The following is a 17,034-nucleotide window of genomic DNA, read 5'->3' on the forward strand; positions in this document are numbered from 1 at the left end:
TCCGTATATCTCAGGCAATACTGCAACACAAGCAAAATCCACCACGATAGGGGGAACAGGACATGGCCAGACTGGCTGCATTCGATATGGACGGTACGCTACTGATGCCTGACCATCGTCTGGGAGAAAAAACGCTTTCGACGCTAAAACGCCTGCGCGATCGCGACATCACTCTGACATTTGCTACCGGCCGTCATGCTCTGGAGATGCGCCACGTTATCGGCGAGTTCTCTCTGGATGCGTTTTTAATTACCGGCAACGGGACGCGCATTCACTCCCTGGAAGGTGAAGAGCTGTATCGTCGCGATCTGGCCCCTGATGTGGCGGAAGAGGTGCTGCATAGCGCCTGGGATACCGCGGCGAGTATGCATTTTTTCAACGACGGCGGCTGGTATACCGGGCAGGAGATTCCAGAAATTCTGCAAGCGCACGTCTTTAGCGGCTTTCGCTATCAGCTATACGATCCAAAGCGAATGCCGGCGCATCAGGTCACCAAAATCTGCTTCTGCGGCGATCATGACGATCTCCGGCGGCTAAGGCTGCAACTAAGTGAAGCGCTCGGCGGCCGAGCGGATCTCTGTTTTTCAGCGATGGATTGTCTGGAAGTTTTGCCCGGGGGCTGTAACAAAGGCGCGGCGCTGGCGGTATTAAGCCAGCATCTGGGCCTGACGTTGCAGGATTGCATGGCGTTCGGCGACGCCATGAACGATCGGGAAATGCTTGGCAGCGTCGGGCACGGCGTGATCATGGGCAACGCGATGGATCAGCTGAAATTTGAACTTCCGCATCTACCGGTTATTGGCGACTGCCGTCATCAGGCCGTTTCCCATTTTTTGACTCATTGGCTGGATTATCCTGATCTTCCTTATTCCCCCGAATAAAGAGACCCTGCCAGCAAGCCGGATATCCTGTGATATCTGGCTTTTTTTATTTTGCCTGCAGCATTTGCGCAATTTGCGCCTGCCAGGGAGAGACGTCGCCGATATTGGCCGCCACCCACTGCGGGTTGTAGTAGCTTTCCAGATAACGTTCGCCGCTGTCGCACAGCAGCGTGACGATAGAGCCGGTGCGTCCCTCTTCGCGCATCCGTACGGCCAGCTGCAGTACGCCCCACATGTTGGTGCCGGTTGAGGCGCCGACCTTGCGCCCAAGCAGCGTTTCCAGCCATAGCGCGGTGGCGATGCTGGCGGCATCCGGTACCCGCAGCATCTCATCGACCACGTCGGGAATAAACGATGGTTCGACGCGCGGCCGGCCAATGCCCTCAATTTTACTGCCGACCGGGCTGCGCAGGCTGGCGTCGCGGCTTTGCCAGTAGTCCAAAAACACGGAGTTTTGCGGATCAACCACCAGCAGCTGCGTATCGTAACCCTGACTGCGAATATAGCGTCCGATAGTCGCAGAGGTACCGCCGGTGCCCGCGCTCATCACAATATACGACGGCTGCGGATGCGGCTCATGGCTCATCTGACGGAAGATACTGTCGGCGATATTATTATTCCCTCGCCAGTCGGTAGCCCGTTCGGCAAAGGTAAACTGATCCATATAATGACCGTTCAGCTCGCGCGCCAGCGTTTCGGAGGCGGCATAGATTTCACAGGCGCTGTCGACGAAATGGCAGCGACCGCCGTAAAACTCAATTTGTTCAATTTTACGCTTTGCCGTACAGGAAGGCATCACGGCGATAAACGGCAGGCCTAAGAGACGAGCGAAGTAAGCTTCAGAGACGGCGGTCGAACCGGAAGAGGATTCGATAATCGTCGTTCCTTCTTTAATCCAGCCGTTGCACAAGCCATACAGAAACAGCGAGCGGGCCAGGCGATGCTTCAGGCTACCGGTTGGATGGGTGCTTTCATCCTTCAGATAGAGTTGGATCCCAGGGAACGCCGGCAGCGCCAGACGTATAAGGTGCGTGTCGGCGGAACGCTGATAATCGGCATTAATTTCACTAATCGCGTGTTTTACCCAGGCGCTGTTCATCTCAAATTCCTGTTTGTCATTTTGTGCCCAGCTTAGCGGAAATCGAAGGAAAAATTGTTGCCATTTAGCCTTTCAATTACAATAAAAGGAGTAAATTTTTCTCCTGAGGCGCCCAATGTTAGATAAAATTGATCGTAAGCTGCTTTCTTTACTGCAAACCGACTGCACCCTCTCTTTGCAGGCATTGGCCGATGCCGTTAATCTGACTACCACGCCCTGCTGGAAGCGGCTGAAGCGGCTGGAAGACGAAGGTATTCTTCGCGGGCGCGTCGCGCTGCTGGATGCGGAAAAGGTCGGGCTTGGGCTGACGGCGTTTGTACTGATTAAGACTCAGCACCACAGTAGCGACTGGTATTGCCGCTTTGTCAGCGAGGTCTCGCAGATGGCGGAAGTCCTCGGCTTCTGGCGTATGGCCGGCGAGTATGACTATCTGCTGCGGGTCCAGGTGGCGGATATGAAGAACTATGATGATTTTTATAAACGTCTGGTTAACAGCGTGCCGGGACTCTCGGATGTCACTTCGAGTTTTGCCATGGAACAGATAAAATACACTACAGCCTTGCCTATTGATTAACGGCAGCAGCCGCTACGAATTACACACTCAGGATTTAACTGCTTGCGATTATTTGCCCAACTTAGCTGGTATTTCCGCCGGGAGTGGCGCCGTTACCTCGGCGCTATTGCTCTGCTGATTATTATTGCCATCCTGCAACTGGTGCCGCCGAAAGTGGTGGGCATCGTGGTTGACGGCGTAACAAAACAACATTACACCGCGGAAAAGGTGTGGATGTGGATTGGCCTGCTGGTCGTTATTGCGGTGATGGTCTATCTGTTGCGCTATGTCTGGCGCGTGCTGTTGTTCGGCGCATCGTATCAGCTGGCCGTCGAGCTACGTGAGGATTTCTATCGCCAGCTCAGCCGCCAGCATCCGGCCTTTTACCTGCGCCACCGTACCGGCGATCTCATCGCTCGCGCAACCAACGACGTGGATCGGGTGGTGTTCGCCGCCGGTGAGGGGGTGCTGACGCTGGTGGATTCACTGGTGATGGGCTGCGCGGTGCTGATTGTGATGTCGACGCAAATCAGCTGGCAGCTCACTCTGCTGGCGCTGCTGCCGATGCCGCTGATGGCGCTGGCGATTAAGCGTAACGGCGATGCATTACACGAGCGTTTTCGCGTCGCTCAGGCGGCCTTCTCCAGCCTCAATGACCGCACCCAGGAGAGCCTGACCAGCATTCGCATGATCAAAGCTTTTGGTCTTGAAGACCGACAGTCGGCGCAGTTTGCTGCCGACGCTGCGGATACCGGGGCGAAAAATATGCGCGTGGCGCGCATTGATGCTCGCTTCGATCCGACGATTTATATCGCTATCGGGACCGCTAACCTGCTGGCTATCGGCGGCGGCAGCTGGATGGTGATCCAGGGCAGCCTGACCCTGGGTCAGCTCACCAGCTTTGTGATGTACCTCGGCCTGATGATCTGGCCAATGTTGGCTCTGGCATGGATGTTTAACATCGTGGAGCGCGGCAGCGCGGCCTACGCGCGCATTCGCACCATGCTGGAGGAGGCGCCGGTAGTGAACGACGGCAGCGAGCCGACGCCGGAAGGGCGCGGTACGCTTAGCGTCGCCGTGCGCGAGTTTATCTATCCGCAGGCGAACAAGGCCTCGCTGGAAAAAGTTAACTTTACGCTCCAGCCCGGGCAAATGCTGGGAATTTGCGGCCCAACCGGCTCCGGTAAGAGCACGATTCTGGCACTGATTCAGCGTCATTTTGACGTTACCGATGGCGATATCCGCTTTCATGACGTTCCCCTGACCCGACTGCAGCTGGATAGCTGGCGCGCCAGGCTGGCGGTAGTCAATCAGACGCCGTTCCTGTTCTCCGATACCGTCGCCAGCAATATTGCTCTCGGTAAACCGGACGCCACGCAGGAGCAAATCGAACGCGTTGCCCGGCTCGCCAGCGTGCATGAGGATATCCTGCGCCTGCCGCAGGGGTATAACACCGAAGTCGGCGAGCGCGGCGTTATGCTTTCCGGGGGGCAAAAACAGCGTATTTCCATCGCCCGCGCGCTGCTGCTGGAGGCGGAGATCCTGATCCTGGATGATGCGCTGTCGGCGGTGGATGGTCGAACGGAGCATCAGATATTGCACAACCTTCGCCAGTGGGGTGAGGGGCGGACGGTAATTATCAGCGCTCATCGCCTGTCGGCGTTGACCGAGGCCAGCGAAATTCTGGTAATGCAGCATGGGCATGTTGCCCAGCGCGGTCGTCATGAGGCGCTGGCGACGCAGCCGGGCTGGTATCGCGATATGTACCGTTATCAGCAGCTGGAAGCGGCGCTGGATGATGTTCCGCTGGAAGATGAGGAGGTCGCCGGTGCGTAGTTTTACTGAACTCTGGCCGACATTAAAGCGCCTGCTGGCCTACGGCTCTCCGTGGCGTAAACCGTTAACGATAGCGGTTGCTATCATGTGGGTCGCGGCGGTGGCGGAGGTGAGCGGCCCGCTGCTGATCAGCTACTTTATCGACAATATGGTAGCGAAGAACTCGCTGCCGTTGAAGCTGGTCTGCGGCCTGGCCGCAGCCTACATCGGCCTGCAACTCCTCGCCGCGGGTCTGCATTACTGCCAGGCGCTGCTGTTTAACCGCGCGGCGGTGGGCGTGGTGCAACAGCTGCGCAGCGACGTCATGGACGCCGCCCTGCGTCAGCCGCTCAGCGAGTTTGATACCCAGCCGGTCGGGCAGCTCATCTCGCGGGTGACCAACGATACCGAAGTGATTCGCGATCTCTATGTGACCGTCGTGGCTACCGTCCTGCGTAGCGCGGCTTTGATTGGCGCGATGCTGGTGGCGATGTTCAGCCTTGACTGGCGAATGGCGCTGGTGGCTATTGCTATTTTCCCGGCAGTACTGATCGTGATGATGATTTATCAACGCTACAGTACGCCCATCGTCAGGCGGGTTCGCGCGTGGCTGGCGGATATCAACGACGGTTTTAATGAAGTGATTAACGGAATGGGCGTTATTCAGCAGTTCCGTCAGCAGGCGCGGTTCGGCGAACGGATGCGCGAGGCCAGCTACGCGCACTATCTGGCGCGTATGCAAACTCTGCGCCTTGATGGTTTCCTGCTGCGCCCGCTGCTGAGCCTGTTCTCTTCATTAATACTCTGTGGTCTGTTGATGCTGTTTGGTTTCAGCAGCAGCGGAACGATTGAGGTTGGGGTTCTGTACGCTTTTATTAGCTATCTTGGACGGCTAAACGAGCCGCTGATCGAACTGACGACCCAGCAATCAATGCTGCAGCAGGCGGTCGTCGCGGGCGAGCGCGTTTTCGAACTGATGGACAAACCGCGTCAGGCGTGGGGCGACGATAGCGAACCGTTGCGCAGCGGCTCGATTACTATCGAGCATCTCTCTTTTGCCTACCGTGACGATAGCCTTGTGTTGCAGGATATCAATCTCGACATACCGTCGCGCAGCTTTGTGGCGCTGGTCGGCCATACCGGGAGCGGTAAAAGCACCCTGGCCAGCCTGATGATGGGCTACTACCCGTTAACTCAGGGAGAGATTCGCATCGATGGTCGTCCGCTGTCGTCCTTAAGCCACAGCGCGCTGCGTCAGGGGATTGCGATGGTGCAGCAGGATCCGGTGGTGCTGGCTGACACCTTCTATGCCAACGTTACCCTCGGTCGAGACATCAGCGAAGAGCAGGTCTGGGAGGCGCTGGAGGCGGTACAGCTGGCGGAGCTGGCCCGTGAAATGGAAAACGGTATTTATACTCAGTTGGGCGAGCAGGGGAACAATCTCTCCGTTGGGCAGAAACAGCTGCTTGCGCTGGCGCGGGTGCTTGTCGATACGCCGCAGGTGCTGATACTTGATGAGGCGACGGCTAATATTGATTCTGGCACCGAACAGGCGATTCAGCAGGCGCTTGTACGGGTGCGCGAGCATACGACGCTGGTGGTCATTGCGCACCGCTTATCGACTATCGTTGAGGCTGACACGATCCTGGTGCTGTATCGGGGGCAGGCCGTCGAGCGCGGCAACCATCAGCAGCTGCTGGCGGCCAAAGGCCGCTACTGGCAGATGTATCAGCTGCAGCTGGCGGGTGAAGAACTGGCCGCCAGCTCGCAGGAAGAGTCGCTTATCGCCTGATGCACCATAAACAGGCAGCTTCTGCTTTGCGGTTTCCGGTGGTGCAAAAACGTCACAGAATGCGCACTGAAATGGTGCATTTTAAGGCTAAAGCGGCTTTTTTCCGCTTCGTTTCCGCCTGATTCTTCTTTTTCCTCCTCAAAAAGGGCCGCCTGGCGGCCCTTTTTCATTTCTGGCATAGCCCTTGCTTTATTAGATTCGTGTTAGCTGCGGCCATTACCGAATTCTGACTGGAGGGGACTTATGAAGCTGGTTACCGTGGTAATCAAACCATTCAAACTGGAAGACGTGCGTGAAGCATTATCTTCAATGGGGATTCAGGGCCTGACGGTCACTGAGGTTAAAGGGTTTGGCCGTCAGAAAGGCCACGCGGAGCTCTATCGCGGCGCCGAATATAGCGTCAATTTTCTGCCGAAAGTGAAGATTGACGTCGCGATTGCCGACGATCAGCTGGATGAAGTCGTCGATGTCATCAGTAAAGCGGCTTACACCGGAAAGATTGGCGACGGCAAAATTTTTGTCGCCGAGCTGCAGCGCGTCATTCGCATCCGTACCGGCGAATCTGACGAAGCGGCACTGTAACTTTCAGACCACACAGTGATGGGGAACGAAACAATGAAGATAGCAACAATGAAGACAGGTCTGGGAGCGCTGGCTCTTCTTCCGGGGCTGGCGATGGCCGCACCGGCGGTAGCGGATAAAGCCGACAACGCCTTTATGATGATTTGCACCGCGCTGGTGCTGTTTATGACCATTCCGGGCATCGCGCTGTTCTACGGCGGGCTAATCCGCGGTAAAAACGTTCTTTCCATGCTGACGCAGGTTATCGTCACCTTTGCACTGGTCTGCGTGCTATGGGTGGTTTATGGCTACACGCTGGCTTTCGGTACCGGCGGCAGCTTCTTCGGCAACTTCGACTGGGTGCTGCTGAAGAATATTGAGCTGAAAGCGCTGATGGGCAGCTTCTATCAATACATCCACGTTGCCTTCCAGGGCTCGTTTGCCTGTATCACCGTCGGACTGATCGTCGGCGCGCTGGCGGAACGTATTCGTTTCTCTGCGGTACTGATTTTTGTTGTGGTGTGGATGACGCTTTCTTATATCCCGATCGCCCATATGGTATGGGGCGGTGGTCTGCTGGCTACCCACGGCGCGCTTGATTTCGCCGGCGGAACGGTTGTACACATTAACGCCGCGGTTGCCGGGCTGGTGGGCGCTTATATGATGGGTAAACGCGTGGGCTTTGGTAAAGAAGCGTTCAAACCGCATAATCTGCCGATGGTATTCACCGGCACCGCTATCCTCTACGTTGGCTGGTTTGGCTTTAACGCGGGTTCAGCCAGCGCGGCGAACGAAATTGCCGGTCTGGCTTTCGTTAACACCGTGGTTGCCACAGCGGCGGCTATCCTGGCGTGGACCTTCGGCGAGTGGGCAACCCGCGGCAAGCCGTCTCTGTTGGGCGCCTGTTCAGGGGCGATTGCCGGTCTGGTCGGCATCACTCCGGCCTGTGGTTACATCGGCGTCGGCGGGTCTCTGATCGTGGGGATTGCCGCGGGTCTGGCGGGTCTGTGGGGTGTCACCGTACTGAAGCGCTGGCTGCGCGTTGATGACCCGTGCGATGTGTTTGGCGTCCACGGTGTCTGCGGTATCGTCGGATGCATCCTGACCGGTATCTTCGCCGCGACTTCTCTGGGCGGCGTCGGTTATGCGGAAGGCGTGACCATGGGCCACCAGGTTCTGGTACAGCTGGAAAGTATCGGTATCACCATCGTCTGGTCCGGCGTGGTCGCCTTTATTGGTTACAAAGTCGCCGATATGACCGTTGGCCTGCGCGTACCGGAAGATCAAGAGCGTGAAGGTCTGGACGTCAACAGCCACGGCGAAAACGCCTACAACGCCTGATTCATCGTTACCTTGTTAATCGTAAAAGCGGAGCCAGGCTCCGCTTTTTGCATGGTTAGCTAATCGATTGGATCCAGGGCAATAGCGTTGAGACCCAAAGCCAGGAGAGGGGCATGACGATGATCAGACCTGGCAGTAAATTGGCGACCGGGAATGATTTAATACCGCAAATTCTCAAACCCGTCACAAACATAATAAATCCGCCTAACCCGGAGAAATCAGCAACCATATCAGGCGTTAGCATTGGCATTATTGATTGCCCGATTAAGAGCAGAATCATTTGGACGATAAATTGCGGGATCGCGATAGTGGCGACCGAAAGACCAAGCAGGGTGGCAAAAATACCGGCAGTCAGGATATCGAGAAATGATTTAGTTAACAGTATCGATATGTCGCCGGTTATTCCTTCCTGCATAGCGCCAAAGATGCCCGTTCCCGAAGCCACGAAGAGCACCAGAATTCCAACGAATTTGTCGAGATACTCCTCTTGCGATAACGTGCTGCCGCTTTTCTGCGGGGCAATTTTATCAATGATAAAACGTAGTTTTGATGCGCCACGGCCAATGTTTCTCTCGATAGAAAATATTTCACCGATAATTGCGCCGAAGAGTAACGAGGCGACAACAACGGGTAGTGCATGTAATTTGATAATAACCGTAATCCCCATTCCCATGGAGGCTGCGCCAAAAGTCAGAGGCAGCGCGGTACGGAATTTATCACTTAATCGATCCCCAATTAAGCCGCCGACGATCCCGCCGATAAGCGTTGAAGTAGAGTTAATGATTGGCCCAATCATTGTTTTTCCTTGTTAGTATTTGCGAAATATCGCTTGCTGTTGTCGGACCGCAAACGCACTCACTTTCCGGCAGGTTTTGCGGATTGCGAACCTGCCAAAAGTGAGCGACTATTTTTTGAAGCCGGGAATAAAGCGATTGACATCCACTTCAAGGAATTTGCTGCGCTGAAAATTCTCTTTCAGGTTCCAGGGAACGGTACAGTCAAAAATTGTTTTACAGGCGATTCCGTGGCCGAGTATTGACGGGCTGAATGCTGGGTCGGATGAAGGATCGAGCGGGTGACAGCGTACTCCGGGAATAAAAATAGTACTGACATCCCCCTGGTAACGCGTTGTCATTGCCCACATCACATCGTTAATATCAAATACATCCACATCCTCATCAACCAACATGACATGCTTCAATTCTGAGAAAGCTGAAAATGCGAGAAGTGCGGCTTGACGCTGCCTGCCCTCATCTGCTGGTCCGCGTTTTTTTACCTGTAAAACGGCGAGATACTTGCCCGTGCCCGGCGAGGGGCAATGAACGTTCTGCACGAAGCCGGGCAGTGCCTTTTCAACCATTTGTAAAATACTGGCTTCCGTTGGGATACCGGCCAGATTGGTGTGCTCATCGCTTGGCCCGATGCAGGTTTGCAGGATTGGATGACGGCGATGAGTAATGGCTTTGACTTTGATGACCGGCACCTGCGCCTGGGCGCTGCCGGTATAGCCAGGAAACTCTGGCATGGCTTTACCTGTATCAGTGTTCTGATCTTCACGGACCCTTACGTCAGGCAAGAGCTCGCCTTCGATGACGACTTCGGCATTAGCGATAGCCAGTGCATTCACGCTGACACAATCGGTGAGTTCTACTGCCTGGTTGCGCAAGCTACCGGCAATTGATAGCTCGTCAAAACCTAAAGGCGTTGTCGGGGGCTCGAAGCAGGCACCGATTTCAATTGCCGGATCGACGCCAATACTAATGGAGATAGGCAGGGCTTTTCCGGCGGCTTCCGCTTTCTGGCGAAAAGTATCAAGGTGGCGTCCCGGAACGAAATACATTGAGATTTCATCTTTGCTCTGGACGCACAAGCGATGGATCGTGACGTCATGCTCGCCAGTTTCTGGATCGGCGGCGTAGCACATGCCCAGCGTAAAGTACGGGCCAGCATCTTCCGGGGTATTAGTTGGCGCGGGCAAGATTTTCAGGATATCAAAGTCAGGATCGGTCGCCAGGTGGATAACTTCCTGACATACGGCCTGGTCGCGTGGAATAACAATCGGCGCAATAGGATTGGCGACGGAATCTTTAAGCATAAAAGCCAGGTTTTCAGGCGTGGTGCCAAAAAGGCGGGCGACGCGCTTGCGCGAGCAAAGCAAGCCGATCAAGACTTTGACATCATCGTATCCTTTGACTTTGTTAAAAATCATGGCCGGGCCAACTCGTGTGGGGCGCTGAACGGTGCCATGTGCGCCGACGTAGCGATATACGCCAGATAATTCTGCGATTGGATCAACGGGTTCATCGGTATAGATCAGTTCATCATCGTAGTGGCTTAATACAGCCAATGCGGAACGCAGATCGGTCACTTTTTGCTGTTCCTTAACCATTAAATTCTCCTTTAAGTATTACTAAACGATGATAGCGGCGGCTATATAGCGCCGACCCTGATTTTTAATCATCGTGACAGGCTTAATTTTCGATAAATAGAAATAAGAGTCCAATAACATTACCCATTGTTTTAATAAGGACCTATTATTAGTGACTTCAAGGAGGACGCTATGGATTATCGGCAACTACATGCCTTTGTGGTTCTGGCTGAAGAGCTGCATTTTGGGCAGGCGGCGTTGAGGCTGAACGTGACGCAGCCTGCGCTCACGCAGCAGATTAAAAACTTTGAGAACGCGCTCGGCATAATGCTGTTTGTTCGCGATCGGCGTCATGTTTCACTGACCGCGGAGGGACTATTTTTGCTTGACGAAGCGCGGATTATTCTGGGCCACTGCGACAGGTTTCTTGAAAGTGTAAACAGTTTGCGTCGCGGGCATCAAGGGCAGTTAAAAGTGGGTTATGTTGGCTCATCTATTCTCGATCCGGCATTAACTTTGTTAATAAAAAATTACCGATATAAGAAACCCGAGACCGATCTGATAATTGAAGAACATAACGCACATGATTTATTAACATTATTATTGGATAAACGGTTGGATATTGCTTTTGTTCGCTCACCGATACCGCAATATGAACAGCTGGAATATATGAATATCGCTACTCGTTCACTTATTGCCGTCTTGCCGCGTAATCATGAACTGGGCAATCGCCGAAAAATTTCTCTGGCATCGCTGCGCGAAGAGCAATTTTTTGTGCAAAAGGATCCCTACGGCGTAGGGCTAGGCTGGTCGGCGGTTAGCGCCTGCCGGGAGGCCGGGTTCACTCCTCAGAAAATTCAGTATACGCGTGATGTTTCGGTAGCTATCGGTTTAGTGTCAATGGGCATGGGCGTTGCGCTGGTGCCTGAAACGCAGAGCTCTGTACTCATGCCGGACGTGAGCTACTGTCTGCTGGAAGAAGCGTATGCAACAACCACCTTAACCTTGTGCTGGCGGCGGCATACTCAAAATAACCTTTTACGCGGATTTATAAACTATACCCGGGACCTTACCGGCCGCCAGCAGTACCAGTCAGCGCAATGTACGGCGGACCAGTAAGCTGGCGGTTTACGCTAAGCCTGGCGCTTACCAGCGGAAGCGCCTATTTTGCTGGGAAAAGGCTTCGGTTACGCATGACACCTTCCTGTACTGTCGACGCCACCAGCGTACCGTCCTGCGTATAGAACTCGCCGCGGACAAAACCGCGCGCGCTGGAGGCGGAGGTGCTTTCTACGCTGTAAAGCAACCAGTCGTTGATGTTGAACGGGCGATGGAACCACATTGAGTGATCGATGGTGGCCACCTGCATTCCCGGTTCCAGAAAACCGACGCCGTGCGGCTGCAGCGCAACGGGAAGGAAATTGAAGTCAGAAGCGTAGCCCAGTAGAGACTGATGGATGCGCAGATCTTCCGGTACAGCGCCGTTGGCGCGGATCCAGACCTGACGCGTCGGTTCTGCAACGTGACCTTTCAGCGGGTTGTGGAATTCAACCGGGCGAATCTCCAGCGGCTTATCGCAAAGAAATTTCTCTTTGACCTGCGGCGGCAGCAGATGGGCCAGCTTGCGGGCGATGTCCGTTTCAGAGGGCAGCGCATCCGGCGCGGGGGCTGCTGGCATGGTTTTCTGATGTTCGTAGCCGGGTTCTGGCGCCTGAAATGAGGCGGTCATGTAGAAAATCGGCTTCCCGTTCTGAATCGCCGCCACCCGGCGGGCGCTGAAGCTATTGCCGTCACGCAGGACTTCAACATCATAGATGATGGGTTTCTGGCTGTCGCCGGGACGCAGGAAGTAGCTGTGAAACGAATGGATCAGGCGTTCTGCGGGGACGGTCTCCTTTGCCGCATATAGTGCCTGACCGACCACCTGGCCGCCAAAGACCTGACGTAATCCCAGATCCTCGCTCTGCCCGCGGAACAATCCCTCTTCGATTTTTTCCAGATTTAACAATGCCAGCAGATTGGTTAATGCCTGACTCATAATTACCCTCAATCAATGATGACTGCCTTGCGCAGCGCGTTATTGAGGCAAAGTATAACCTGGAATCGTAAGTGGTCCGATGGGTGCAATAAACTGAATAGGGACGTTTTTTCCGACGTAAATCTCCCAGGCTGCGGGATTGTTAGTTATGGATGGTTGCAACTATTCATCGCCTGTTGGTTTCAGAACCCCGCGCGAGCTTTCGTGGCGGCCAACCCGTAAACGGGGAAGAGGCGCCATCTTCACTCTTGTGAGCCGAGGCTACGCGCCAGACGAGATGATTCATTTGCTTTTAGCTGCTTCCGGCAGGTGGTAATAACCCCTGTTTCCGGCCGACAGAGGATCCCCAGAAAGCGGCATTATGCTCACCGTATCACTTTTGCTGCCGGGACGTTGCAGGCAGTAATAATCTGAATATGGCGCTTTTCCGGGCGAAAATTGAGAACTGTGCCACACTTATTCATGGTGAAAATGTTTCGCCGCATTGCATTGCGGTCGAACATGCTCAAAGGGATGAAAGGAGAAAAGAATGAAATTTGCCTATATGTTAAGTGCTATAGCCGTAGCGGCTACGTTGTCTGCCTGTGCGAATAATCACAACAGCAATGCAGCGAACCAGGCGGCGCCCGATCCTTATGGCATTGCTTCACTAAGCTCCTCGCAGCAGCAGCCTAACGTATCCGGGACTATCAATATTCGCCAGCGCGTGGCGTTACCGCCGGACGCAGTATTGACCGTAACTCTGTCGGATGCGTCGCTGGCCGATGCGCCTGCGCACGTGCTGGCGCAAAAAGCGGTCAGGACCGAAGGGAAGCAGGCGCCGTTTAATTTTGTTCTGCCCTATAACCAGGCGCAAATCCAGCCTAATGCCCGCATTCTTCTCAGCGCGGCGATTACCGTTAACGGTCAGCTGATGTTCATTACCGATACCGTACAGACGGTGATTAACCAGGGCGGCAACCGTGCCGATCTGGTGCTGGTGCCGGTCCAACAAACGGCGGTACCGGTGGCGAACAACAACGTTCCGCCCGTGCAGTAACTCCACATCATGCCCCTTCTCAGGGGCATTTTTTTGTCTTCAATAAATCCAGCGGTAGTGCTGTAGATCAATATGCCCACTGCCTGACACCTGGACTCCCTCCGCTAATAGCGCCTGGCGTTGACGCTGCAGGTCCGGCCCGGTGAGAGAGATATCGCCGTGACGGTTGACCACCCTATGCCAGGGGAGAGTGGAACCTTCCGGCAGACGTTTTAATACCCCACCAACCTGACGCGCCGCGCGCGGTGAACCCGCCAGCTGAGCAACGTCGCCGTAGGTCGCCACGCATCCTTCTGGTATTGAGGCGACAATTTGCCAGACGCGCTGCGGAAAAGTATCGTGAGAATCCATGGAAGGTCCTGTTGCCGGTAAAAGTTCAGAATAAGCGTTACATCATGGGCTGTACAGCGGGTGGATTAAGCCGGGTTTACTACGGTGAATTCCAGCGCCAGACCTAGCATACTATGGGCATTTTCATGCGGCGTATTGGTTAGCAAGGCTTCAAGAAACTTTGGGCGTTAATCATCAGTTTGGCGCGCGTGGCCGGGAGCTTAAGGGGTGATATCGGATACACCACGAGACCGCTGGCTTCGATGGGAAGTTTACGTAATTCAGCGTGCTGAAGGACGCCAGAAGTTGAGTAGAGCAGCGCAACCGGGGGGACGGCCAGCAGCTGATTAGCGCTAATCGTGACAAAATCAATGAGCAGTCCCGGACGCAAAAAATGTAAACCGTGGAAGGGCACAGACACTTCAGGAATTGGCGGCATTGTCAGGGTGGTGATGAACGCGGTGATTCACTCATTTATATTCCGTTGAGATCGTGCCTTGATGATAAAAGGGGCGGTGAATAATCCACATTATGGCTGCCGGAAAGGATTTTCGCTGAGAGTGTGCTCGCAATCTCTTGAGGGGCGCGGGATCATTTACCGTGAAAAGCCTGTGGAGACGCGACTTTGCACAATAAACCAGCACCCGATCGGCGGTGGCTTGCAATTCAAGGATTCAGCAGGGATAATGCGCCAGCGCGTTAGGTAACTAGCGCTCTCAATGGGGGCTCTGTTGGTTCTCCCGCAACGCTACTCTGTTTACCAGGTCAGGTCCGGAAGGAAGCAGCCAGAGCAGACGACGTGTGTGCCGGGATGTAGCTGGCAGGGCCCCCACCCATTTCAGCGTATCCCTGGCGCGATTCGCACAAATCAGCTGCTTCATATCCCCTTCATGGTTAATATCCTTAATTAAAGTGTGAATTTATTTCGTTTCTAAAACTCCATTTTTTTATGCTAAAAATTCACTACGTCATAAATTTGAAATTTAAGTGAAATATTATTGTCATCTTAATGTCATATATCAGGTGCAGATTACTGATGGGAAACTGTTGTTAGATATAAGCCAAAAATATATCTCTGGATCAGCATGTTAAGTTCGTGTATTAGTTATATGATGATTATATTTCACGGGAAGCGTGACTATGACTACTGTGGTTCTGAACGTCAAAATTGATAGTGAGTTAAAAGAAAAGCTGCGTCAGTATGCGGAAGAAAATAACGAAAATTTAGGAACAGCTACGGAGAAATTGCTGCTGCTGGCCTTCCAGGTAGCGGAATCAGCAGACGAGGCGGGGGTTTCGGAAGAAGATATTGATAGCCAGCACACCGAAGAGGAAGCATCTCCATTAACCCCTAAAGAAATCAAAGCATTACGTAAACTCCTGAAGAAGAAAAAATGAAACAACAACTCTCTACAGCCAGCAACTATAGCGAAGCGTGCGCCATGCTGCGTTCCGGCTATGTGAAGCATGTACGCCTGAACTGGAATATCGGTAGTGATGAGTTCTTTCGCATTGCCTCCGACTGGTGTGATACGGGCGCAAAAATTAAAAAAGACGAAGACGGTTTTATTATTTCCCTTAAAGGTTTTCCGATTCCGCGACAGCATTAATGAAAATATTTCATTTTTGTCATCGGACTGACACGACACGAAGACAAACTTGAAGCGCAATTTTATAAAAACATCTCATATGCATCACGGATGATGGCTTTTGACGGGCTGGCTCCAGCCCGTCGATATTTTATTAAATAATTTTCCGTGGGCGGAAGCTCTCTTTCTGCTCCGTAAGACTATGCCATAACGGCTGCAATATATTAAAAGCGTGACGTAGTTCATCATCCGCAAGCGTAAACGGTAAGCGTAAATAGCGGTCAAAGGCGCCCGCCAGGCCGAATCGCGTTCCTGTTCCGATGTGAATTCCCCGGCTTTCCGCGCGAACGGAAAACAGCGTTGCCAGCATCCCGGGTAACTCAACCCAAAAAGAGAGTCCTCCTTCCGGCGGCGTGAAGCGCCAGTGGGGAAAATACTCCGCCATCAGCGCGCCGCACATATCCCGACGGGTTGCCAGCATGGCGCGCCGCGACGGCAACAGCATTTTCTCATTCTCCAGCAGCCAACAGCAGGCCAGCTGCTCCAGCAGCGGGGAGCCGAGATCGAGGGAGTCCCGCGCCTGAACCAGAGATGCAATGGTGCGCGAGGATGCGCGGATCCAACCTATGCGCAAACCGCCCCAGAAGCTTTTTCCCGCAGAGCCGATGGTTATCACCGGAGCATCAGGATTATACGATGCTAAAGGCGGCGGCGGCGGGGCGTCGTACCATAGGTCGACCATCGTTTCATCTACTACCAGCGTGGTGCGGGTTTGCGCGGCGATCTCTGCTACCCGCTGGCGCGTGGGGCTATCCATACAGCGACCGGTAGGGTTATGAAAGTCCGGCATCAGCCATGCCAGCCGCGGCGCCGTTTGGGCAATTGTCGCCGCTAAACCGTCGCAGTCCCATCCCTGCTGCGGTAACGCCACGCTGACCGGGCGGCATGATGCTCCCTGAATCGCGCTAATCGCCATAGGATAAGTCGGCGCATCCACCACCACCCGATCGCCGGGCCCGGTAAATAAGCGCAAAACCAATGCCAGGCCGCTAAGTGCCCCGTTAACAATCATTACTTCATCGCTTCGGGTTGGCAGGCCGCGTTCGCTATAGCGGTGGGCGATCGCTTCACGCAGAAGCGGCAGACCCTGCTGATCGTAACCGGTATTGGCTAAGTGCTGCGGCATGATTTTCAGGGCCTGGCTGAAAGCCTGATGAATTTCAGGCCCGGCGCTGAGCGCGGCGACGGCCAGATTGACCGACGGCGAGTCCGGTTTATTGGTCTTGATCTCCACCGTCCGCTCCGGCAAAGCGATCCGCGAACCGCTTCCCTGACGGCTGTAGAGATAGCCTTCTTCCCGTAGCTGTCCAAGCGCGCTGGCAACCGTAGTACGGCTGATATTCAGCGCCGCCGCCAGCTCCCGTTCGCCGGGCAAACGGGTTTCCAGCGCAAGGCGGCCATCGAGAATCAGCAGGCGCAGCGCTTCCGCCAGCTGACGCCAGAGCGGCATGCGGGAACCGGATTCCTGCCAGTGACCGAGCAGGCGCACCAGCGATTGTGAACCAAAGCGACGAGATGACATAGCAATCCACTTTTTTAAAACTGGCCATTAATTATCAATCCATTTT

Annotated in this window: 16 protein-coding genes, 1 other RNA gene and 1 pseudogene; 11 read left to right on the forward strand and 7 right to left on the reverse strand. The window is 54.2% G+C overall.

The genetic code is table 11. From position 1 onward, the window contains the following. Positions 1-62 precede the first annotated feature (62 nt). Positions 63-881 (forward strand): HMP-PP phosphatase, encoded by an 819-nt coding sequence (gene cof / locus ABLV75_RS12975; RefSeq protein ID WP_004111026.1) that lies wholly within the window; start codon positions 63-65, stop codon positions 879-881. 46 nt (positions 882-927) lie between these two features. Here the strand turns inward: cof and ABLV75_RS12980 are convergent, their stop codons facing one another. Next, a complete protein-coding gene (locus ABLV75_RS12980; protein ID WP_032727880.1) occupies positions 928-1,980 on the reverse strand; it encodes a PLP-dependent cysteine synthase family protein in 1,053 nt (350 codons plus the stop codon). Between the two features lie 115 nt (positions 1,981-2,095). On the opposite strand from ABLV75_RS12980, the gene ABLV75_RS12985 reads away from it, so the two are divergent. From ABLV75_RS12985 to amtB, 5 genes are all read left to right on the forward strand, one after another. Further along, positions 2,096-2,554 carry an Lrp/AsnC family transcriptional regulator gene (locus ABLV75_RS12985; protein ID WP_004099567.1) on the forward strand — a complete coding sequence of 153 codons (459 nt, stop codon included), beginning with the start codon at positions 2,096-2,098 and terminating at the stop codon, positions 2,552-2,554. A gap of 42 nt (positions 2,555-2,596) precedes the next feature. After that, positions 2,597-4,369 (forward strand): SmdA family multidrug ABC transporter permease/ATP-binding protein, encoded by a 1,773-nt coding sequence (locus ABLV75_RS12990; protein WP_017146492.1) that lies wholly within the window; start codon positions 2,597-2,599, stop codon positions 4,367-4,369. After that, on the forward strand, positions 4,362-6,140 hold the full coding sequence (locus ABLV75_RS12995) for a SmdB family multidrug efflux ABC transporter permease/ATP-binding protein (RefSeq protein ID WP_049101433.1): 1,779 nt from the start codon (positions 4,362-4,364) through the stop codon (positions 6,138-6,140). Before ABLV75_RS12990 ends, ABLV75_RS12995 begins: the two co-directional genes overlap by 8 nt. Positions 6,141-6,383: 243 nt before the next feature. Continuing rightward, entirely contained in the window at positions 6,384-6,722 is a 339-nt protein-coding gene (glnK, locus tag ABLV75_RS13000) for a P-II family nitrogen regulator (RefSeq protein ID WP_004099573.1), read from the forward strand. A 33-nt stretch (positions 6,723-6,755) separates the two neighbouring features. Then, a complete protein-coding gene (gene amtB / locus ABLV75_RS13005) occupies positions 6,756-8,042 on the forward strand; it encodes an ammonium transporter AmtB (protein WP_004099575.1) in 1,287 nt (428 codons plus the stop codon). A gap of 55 nt (positions 8,043-8,097) precedes the next feature. Here amtB and ABLV75_RS13010 read toward each other — a convergent pair whose 3' ends face one another. Next, a complete protein-coding gene (locus ABLV75_RS13010; protein ID WP_004099577.1) occupies positions 8,098-8,838 on the reverse strand; it encodes a DUF554 domain-containing protein in 741 nt (246 codons plus the stop codon). 108 nt (positions 8,839-8,946) lie between these two features. Beyond that, a complete protein-coding gene (locus ABLV75_RS13015; RefSeq protein ID WP_004099579.1) occupies positions 8,947-10,431 on the reverse strand; it encodes a UbiD family decarboxylase in 1,485 nt (494 codons plus the stop codon). A gap of 171 nt (positions 10,432-10,602) precedes the next feature. Here ABLV75_RS13015 and ABLV75_RS13020 point away from each other — a divergent pair, with 171 nt between their 5' ends. Next, entirely contained in the window at positions 10,603-11,529 is a 927-nt protein-coding gene (locus ABLV75_RS13020; RefSeq protein ID WP_004099580.1) for a LysR substrate-binding domain-containing protein, read from the forward strand. 43 nt (positions 11,530-11,572) lie between these two features. On the opposite strand, the gene tesB is transcribed toward ABLV75_RS13020, so the two are convergent. After that, positions 11,573-12,448, reverse strand: coding sequence for an acyl-CoA thioesterase II (gene tesB / locus ABLV75_RS13025; protein WP_004099582.1), 876 nt, complete (start codon positions 12,446-12,448; stop codon positions 11,573-11,575). 529 nt (positions 12,449-12,977) lie between these two features. Here tesB and ABLV75_RS13030 point away from each other — a divergent pair. Continuing rightward, the gene (locus ABLV75_RS13030) at positions 12,978-13,487 is read left to right on the forward strand and encodes a YbaY family lipoprotein (RefSeq protein WP_004099583.1); all 510 of its coding nucleotides are present in this window, start codon (positions 12,978-12,980) and stop codon (positions 13,485-13,487) included. A 39-nt stretch (positions 13,488-13,526) separates the two neighbouring features. On the opposite strand, the gene ABLV75_RS13035 is transcribed toward ABLV75_RS13030, so the two are convergent. Continuing rightward, entirely contained in the window at positions 13,527-13,838 is a 312-nt protein-coding gene (locus ABLV75_RS13035; protein ID WP_004099584.1) for an MGMT family protein, read from the reverse strand. Positions 13,839-13,903: 65 nt separating this feature from the next. Then, positions 13,904-14,291 (reverse strand): annotated as a pseudogene (locus ABLV75_RS13040) (dTDP-glucose pyrophosphorylase). 255 nt (positions 14,292-14,546) lie between these two features. On the opposite strand from ABLV75_RS13040, the gene ffs reads away from it, so the two are divergent. From ffs to ABLV75_RS13055, 3 genes are all read left to right on the forward strand, one after another. Beyond that, an RNA gene (gene ffs, locus ABLV75_RS13045) (signal recognition particle sRNA small type) lies at positions 14,547-14,643 on the forward strand. 314 nt (positions 14,644-14,957) lie between these two features. Then, a complete protein-coding gene (locus ABLV75_RS13050; protein ID WP_004099591.1) occupies positions 14,958-15,215 on the forward strand; it encodes a hypothetical protein in 258 nt (85 codons plus the stop codon). Then, a complete protein-coding gene (locus tag ABLV75_RS13055) occupies positions 15,212-15,427 on the forward strand; it encodes a hypothetical protein (RefSeq protein WP_004099598.1) in 216 nt (71 codons plus the stop codon). Before ABLV75_RS13050 ends, ABLV75_RS13055 begins: the two co-directional genes overlap by 4 nt. A gap of 133 nt (positions 15,428-15,560) precedes the next feature. On the opposite strand, the gene ABLV75_RS13060 is transcribed toward ABLV75_RS13055, so the two are convergent. Then, entirely contained in the window at positions 15,561-16,988 is a 1,428-nt protein-coding gene (locus tag ABLV75_RS13060) for a PLP-dependent aminotransferase family protein (protein WP_004099599.1), read from the reverse strand. Between the last annotated feature and the right edge of the window lie 46 nt (positions 16,989-17,034).

The sequence above is a fragment of the Klebsiella sp. CN_Kp066 genome, assembly GCF_040065135.1.
Taxonomy (GTDB): domain Bacteria; phylum Pseudomonadota; class Gammaproteobacteria; order Enterobacterales; family Enterobacteriaceae; genus Klebsiella; species Klebsiella oxytoca.

Bases quoted from the DNA above. Each gene is read 5' to 3' on its own strand.
- cof (WP_004111026.1), top strand. From the start codon at position 63: ATGGCCAGACTGGCTGCATTCGATATGGACGGTACGCTACTGATGCCT.
- ABLV75_RS12980 (WP_032727880.1), bottom strand. From the start codon at position 1,980: ATGAACAGCGCCTGGGTAAAACACGCGATTAGTGAAATTAATGCCGAT.
- ABLV75_RS12985 (WP_004099567.1), top strand. From the start codon at position 2,096: ATGTTAGATAAAATTGATCGTAAGCTGCTTTCTTTACTGCAAACCGAC.
- glnK (WP_004099573.1), top strand. From the start codon at position 6,384: ATGAAGCTGGTTACCGTGGTAATCAAACCATTCAAACTGGAAGACGTG.
- amtB (WP_004099575.1), top strand. From the start codon at position 6,756: ATGAAGATAGCAACAATGAAGACAGGTCTGGGAGCGCTGGCTCTTCTT.
- ABLV75_RS13010 (WP_004099577.1), bottom strand. From the start codon at position 8,838: ATGATTGGGCCAATCATTAACTCTACTTCAACGCTTATCGGCGGGATC.
- ABLV75_RS13015 (WP_004099579.1), bottom strand. From the start codon at position 10,431: ATGGTTAAGGAACAGCAAAAAGTGACCGATCTGCGTTCCGCATTGGCT.
- ABLV75_RS13020 (WP_004099580.1), top strand. From the start codon at position 10,603: ATGGATTATCGGCAACTACATGCCTTTGTGGTTCTGGCTGAAGAGCTG.
- tesB (WP_004099582.1), bottom strand. From the start codon at position 12,448: ATGAGTCAGGCATTAACCAATCTGCTGGCATTGTTAAATCTGGAAAAA.
- ABLV75_RS13030 (WP_004099583.1), top strand. From the start codon at position 12,978: ATGAAATTTGCCTATATGTTAAGTGCTATAGCCGTAGCGGCTACGTTG.
- ABLV75_RS13035 (WP_004099584.1), bottom strand. From the start codon at position 13,838: ATGGATTCTCACGATACTTTTCCGCAGCGCGTCTGGCAAATTGTCGCC.
- ABLV75_RS13050 (WP_004099591.1), top strand. From the start codon at position 14,958: ATGACTACTGTGGTTCTGAACGTCAAAATTGATAGTGAGTTAAAAGAA.
- ABLV75_RS13055 (WP_004099598.1), top strand. From the start codon at position 15,212: ATGAAACAACAACTCTCTACAGCCAGCAACTATAGCGAAGCGTGCGCC.
- ABLV75_RS13060 (WP_004099599.1), bottom strand. From the start codon at position 16,988: ATGTCATCTCGTCGCTTTGGTTCACAATCGCTGGTGCGCCTGCTCGGT.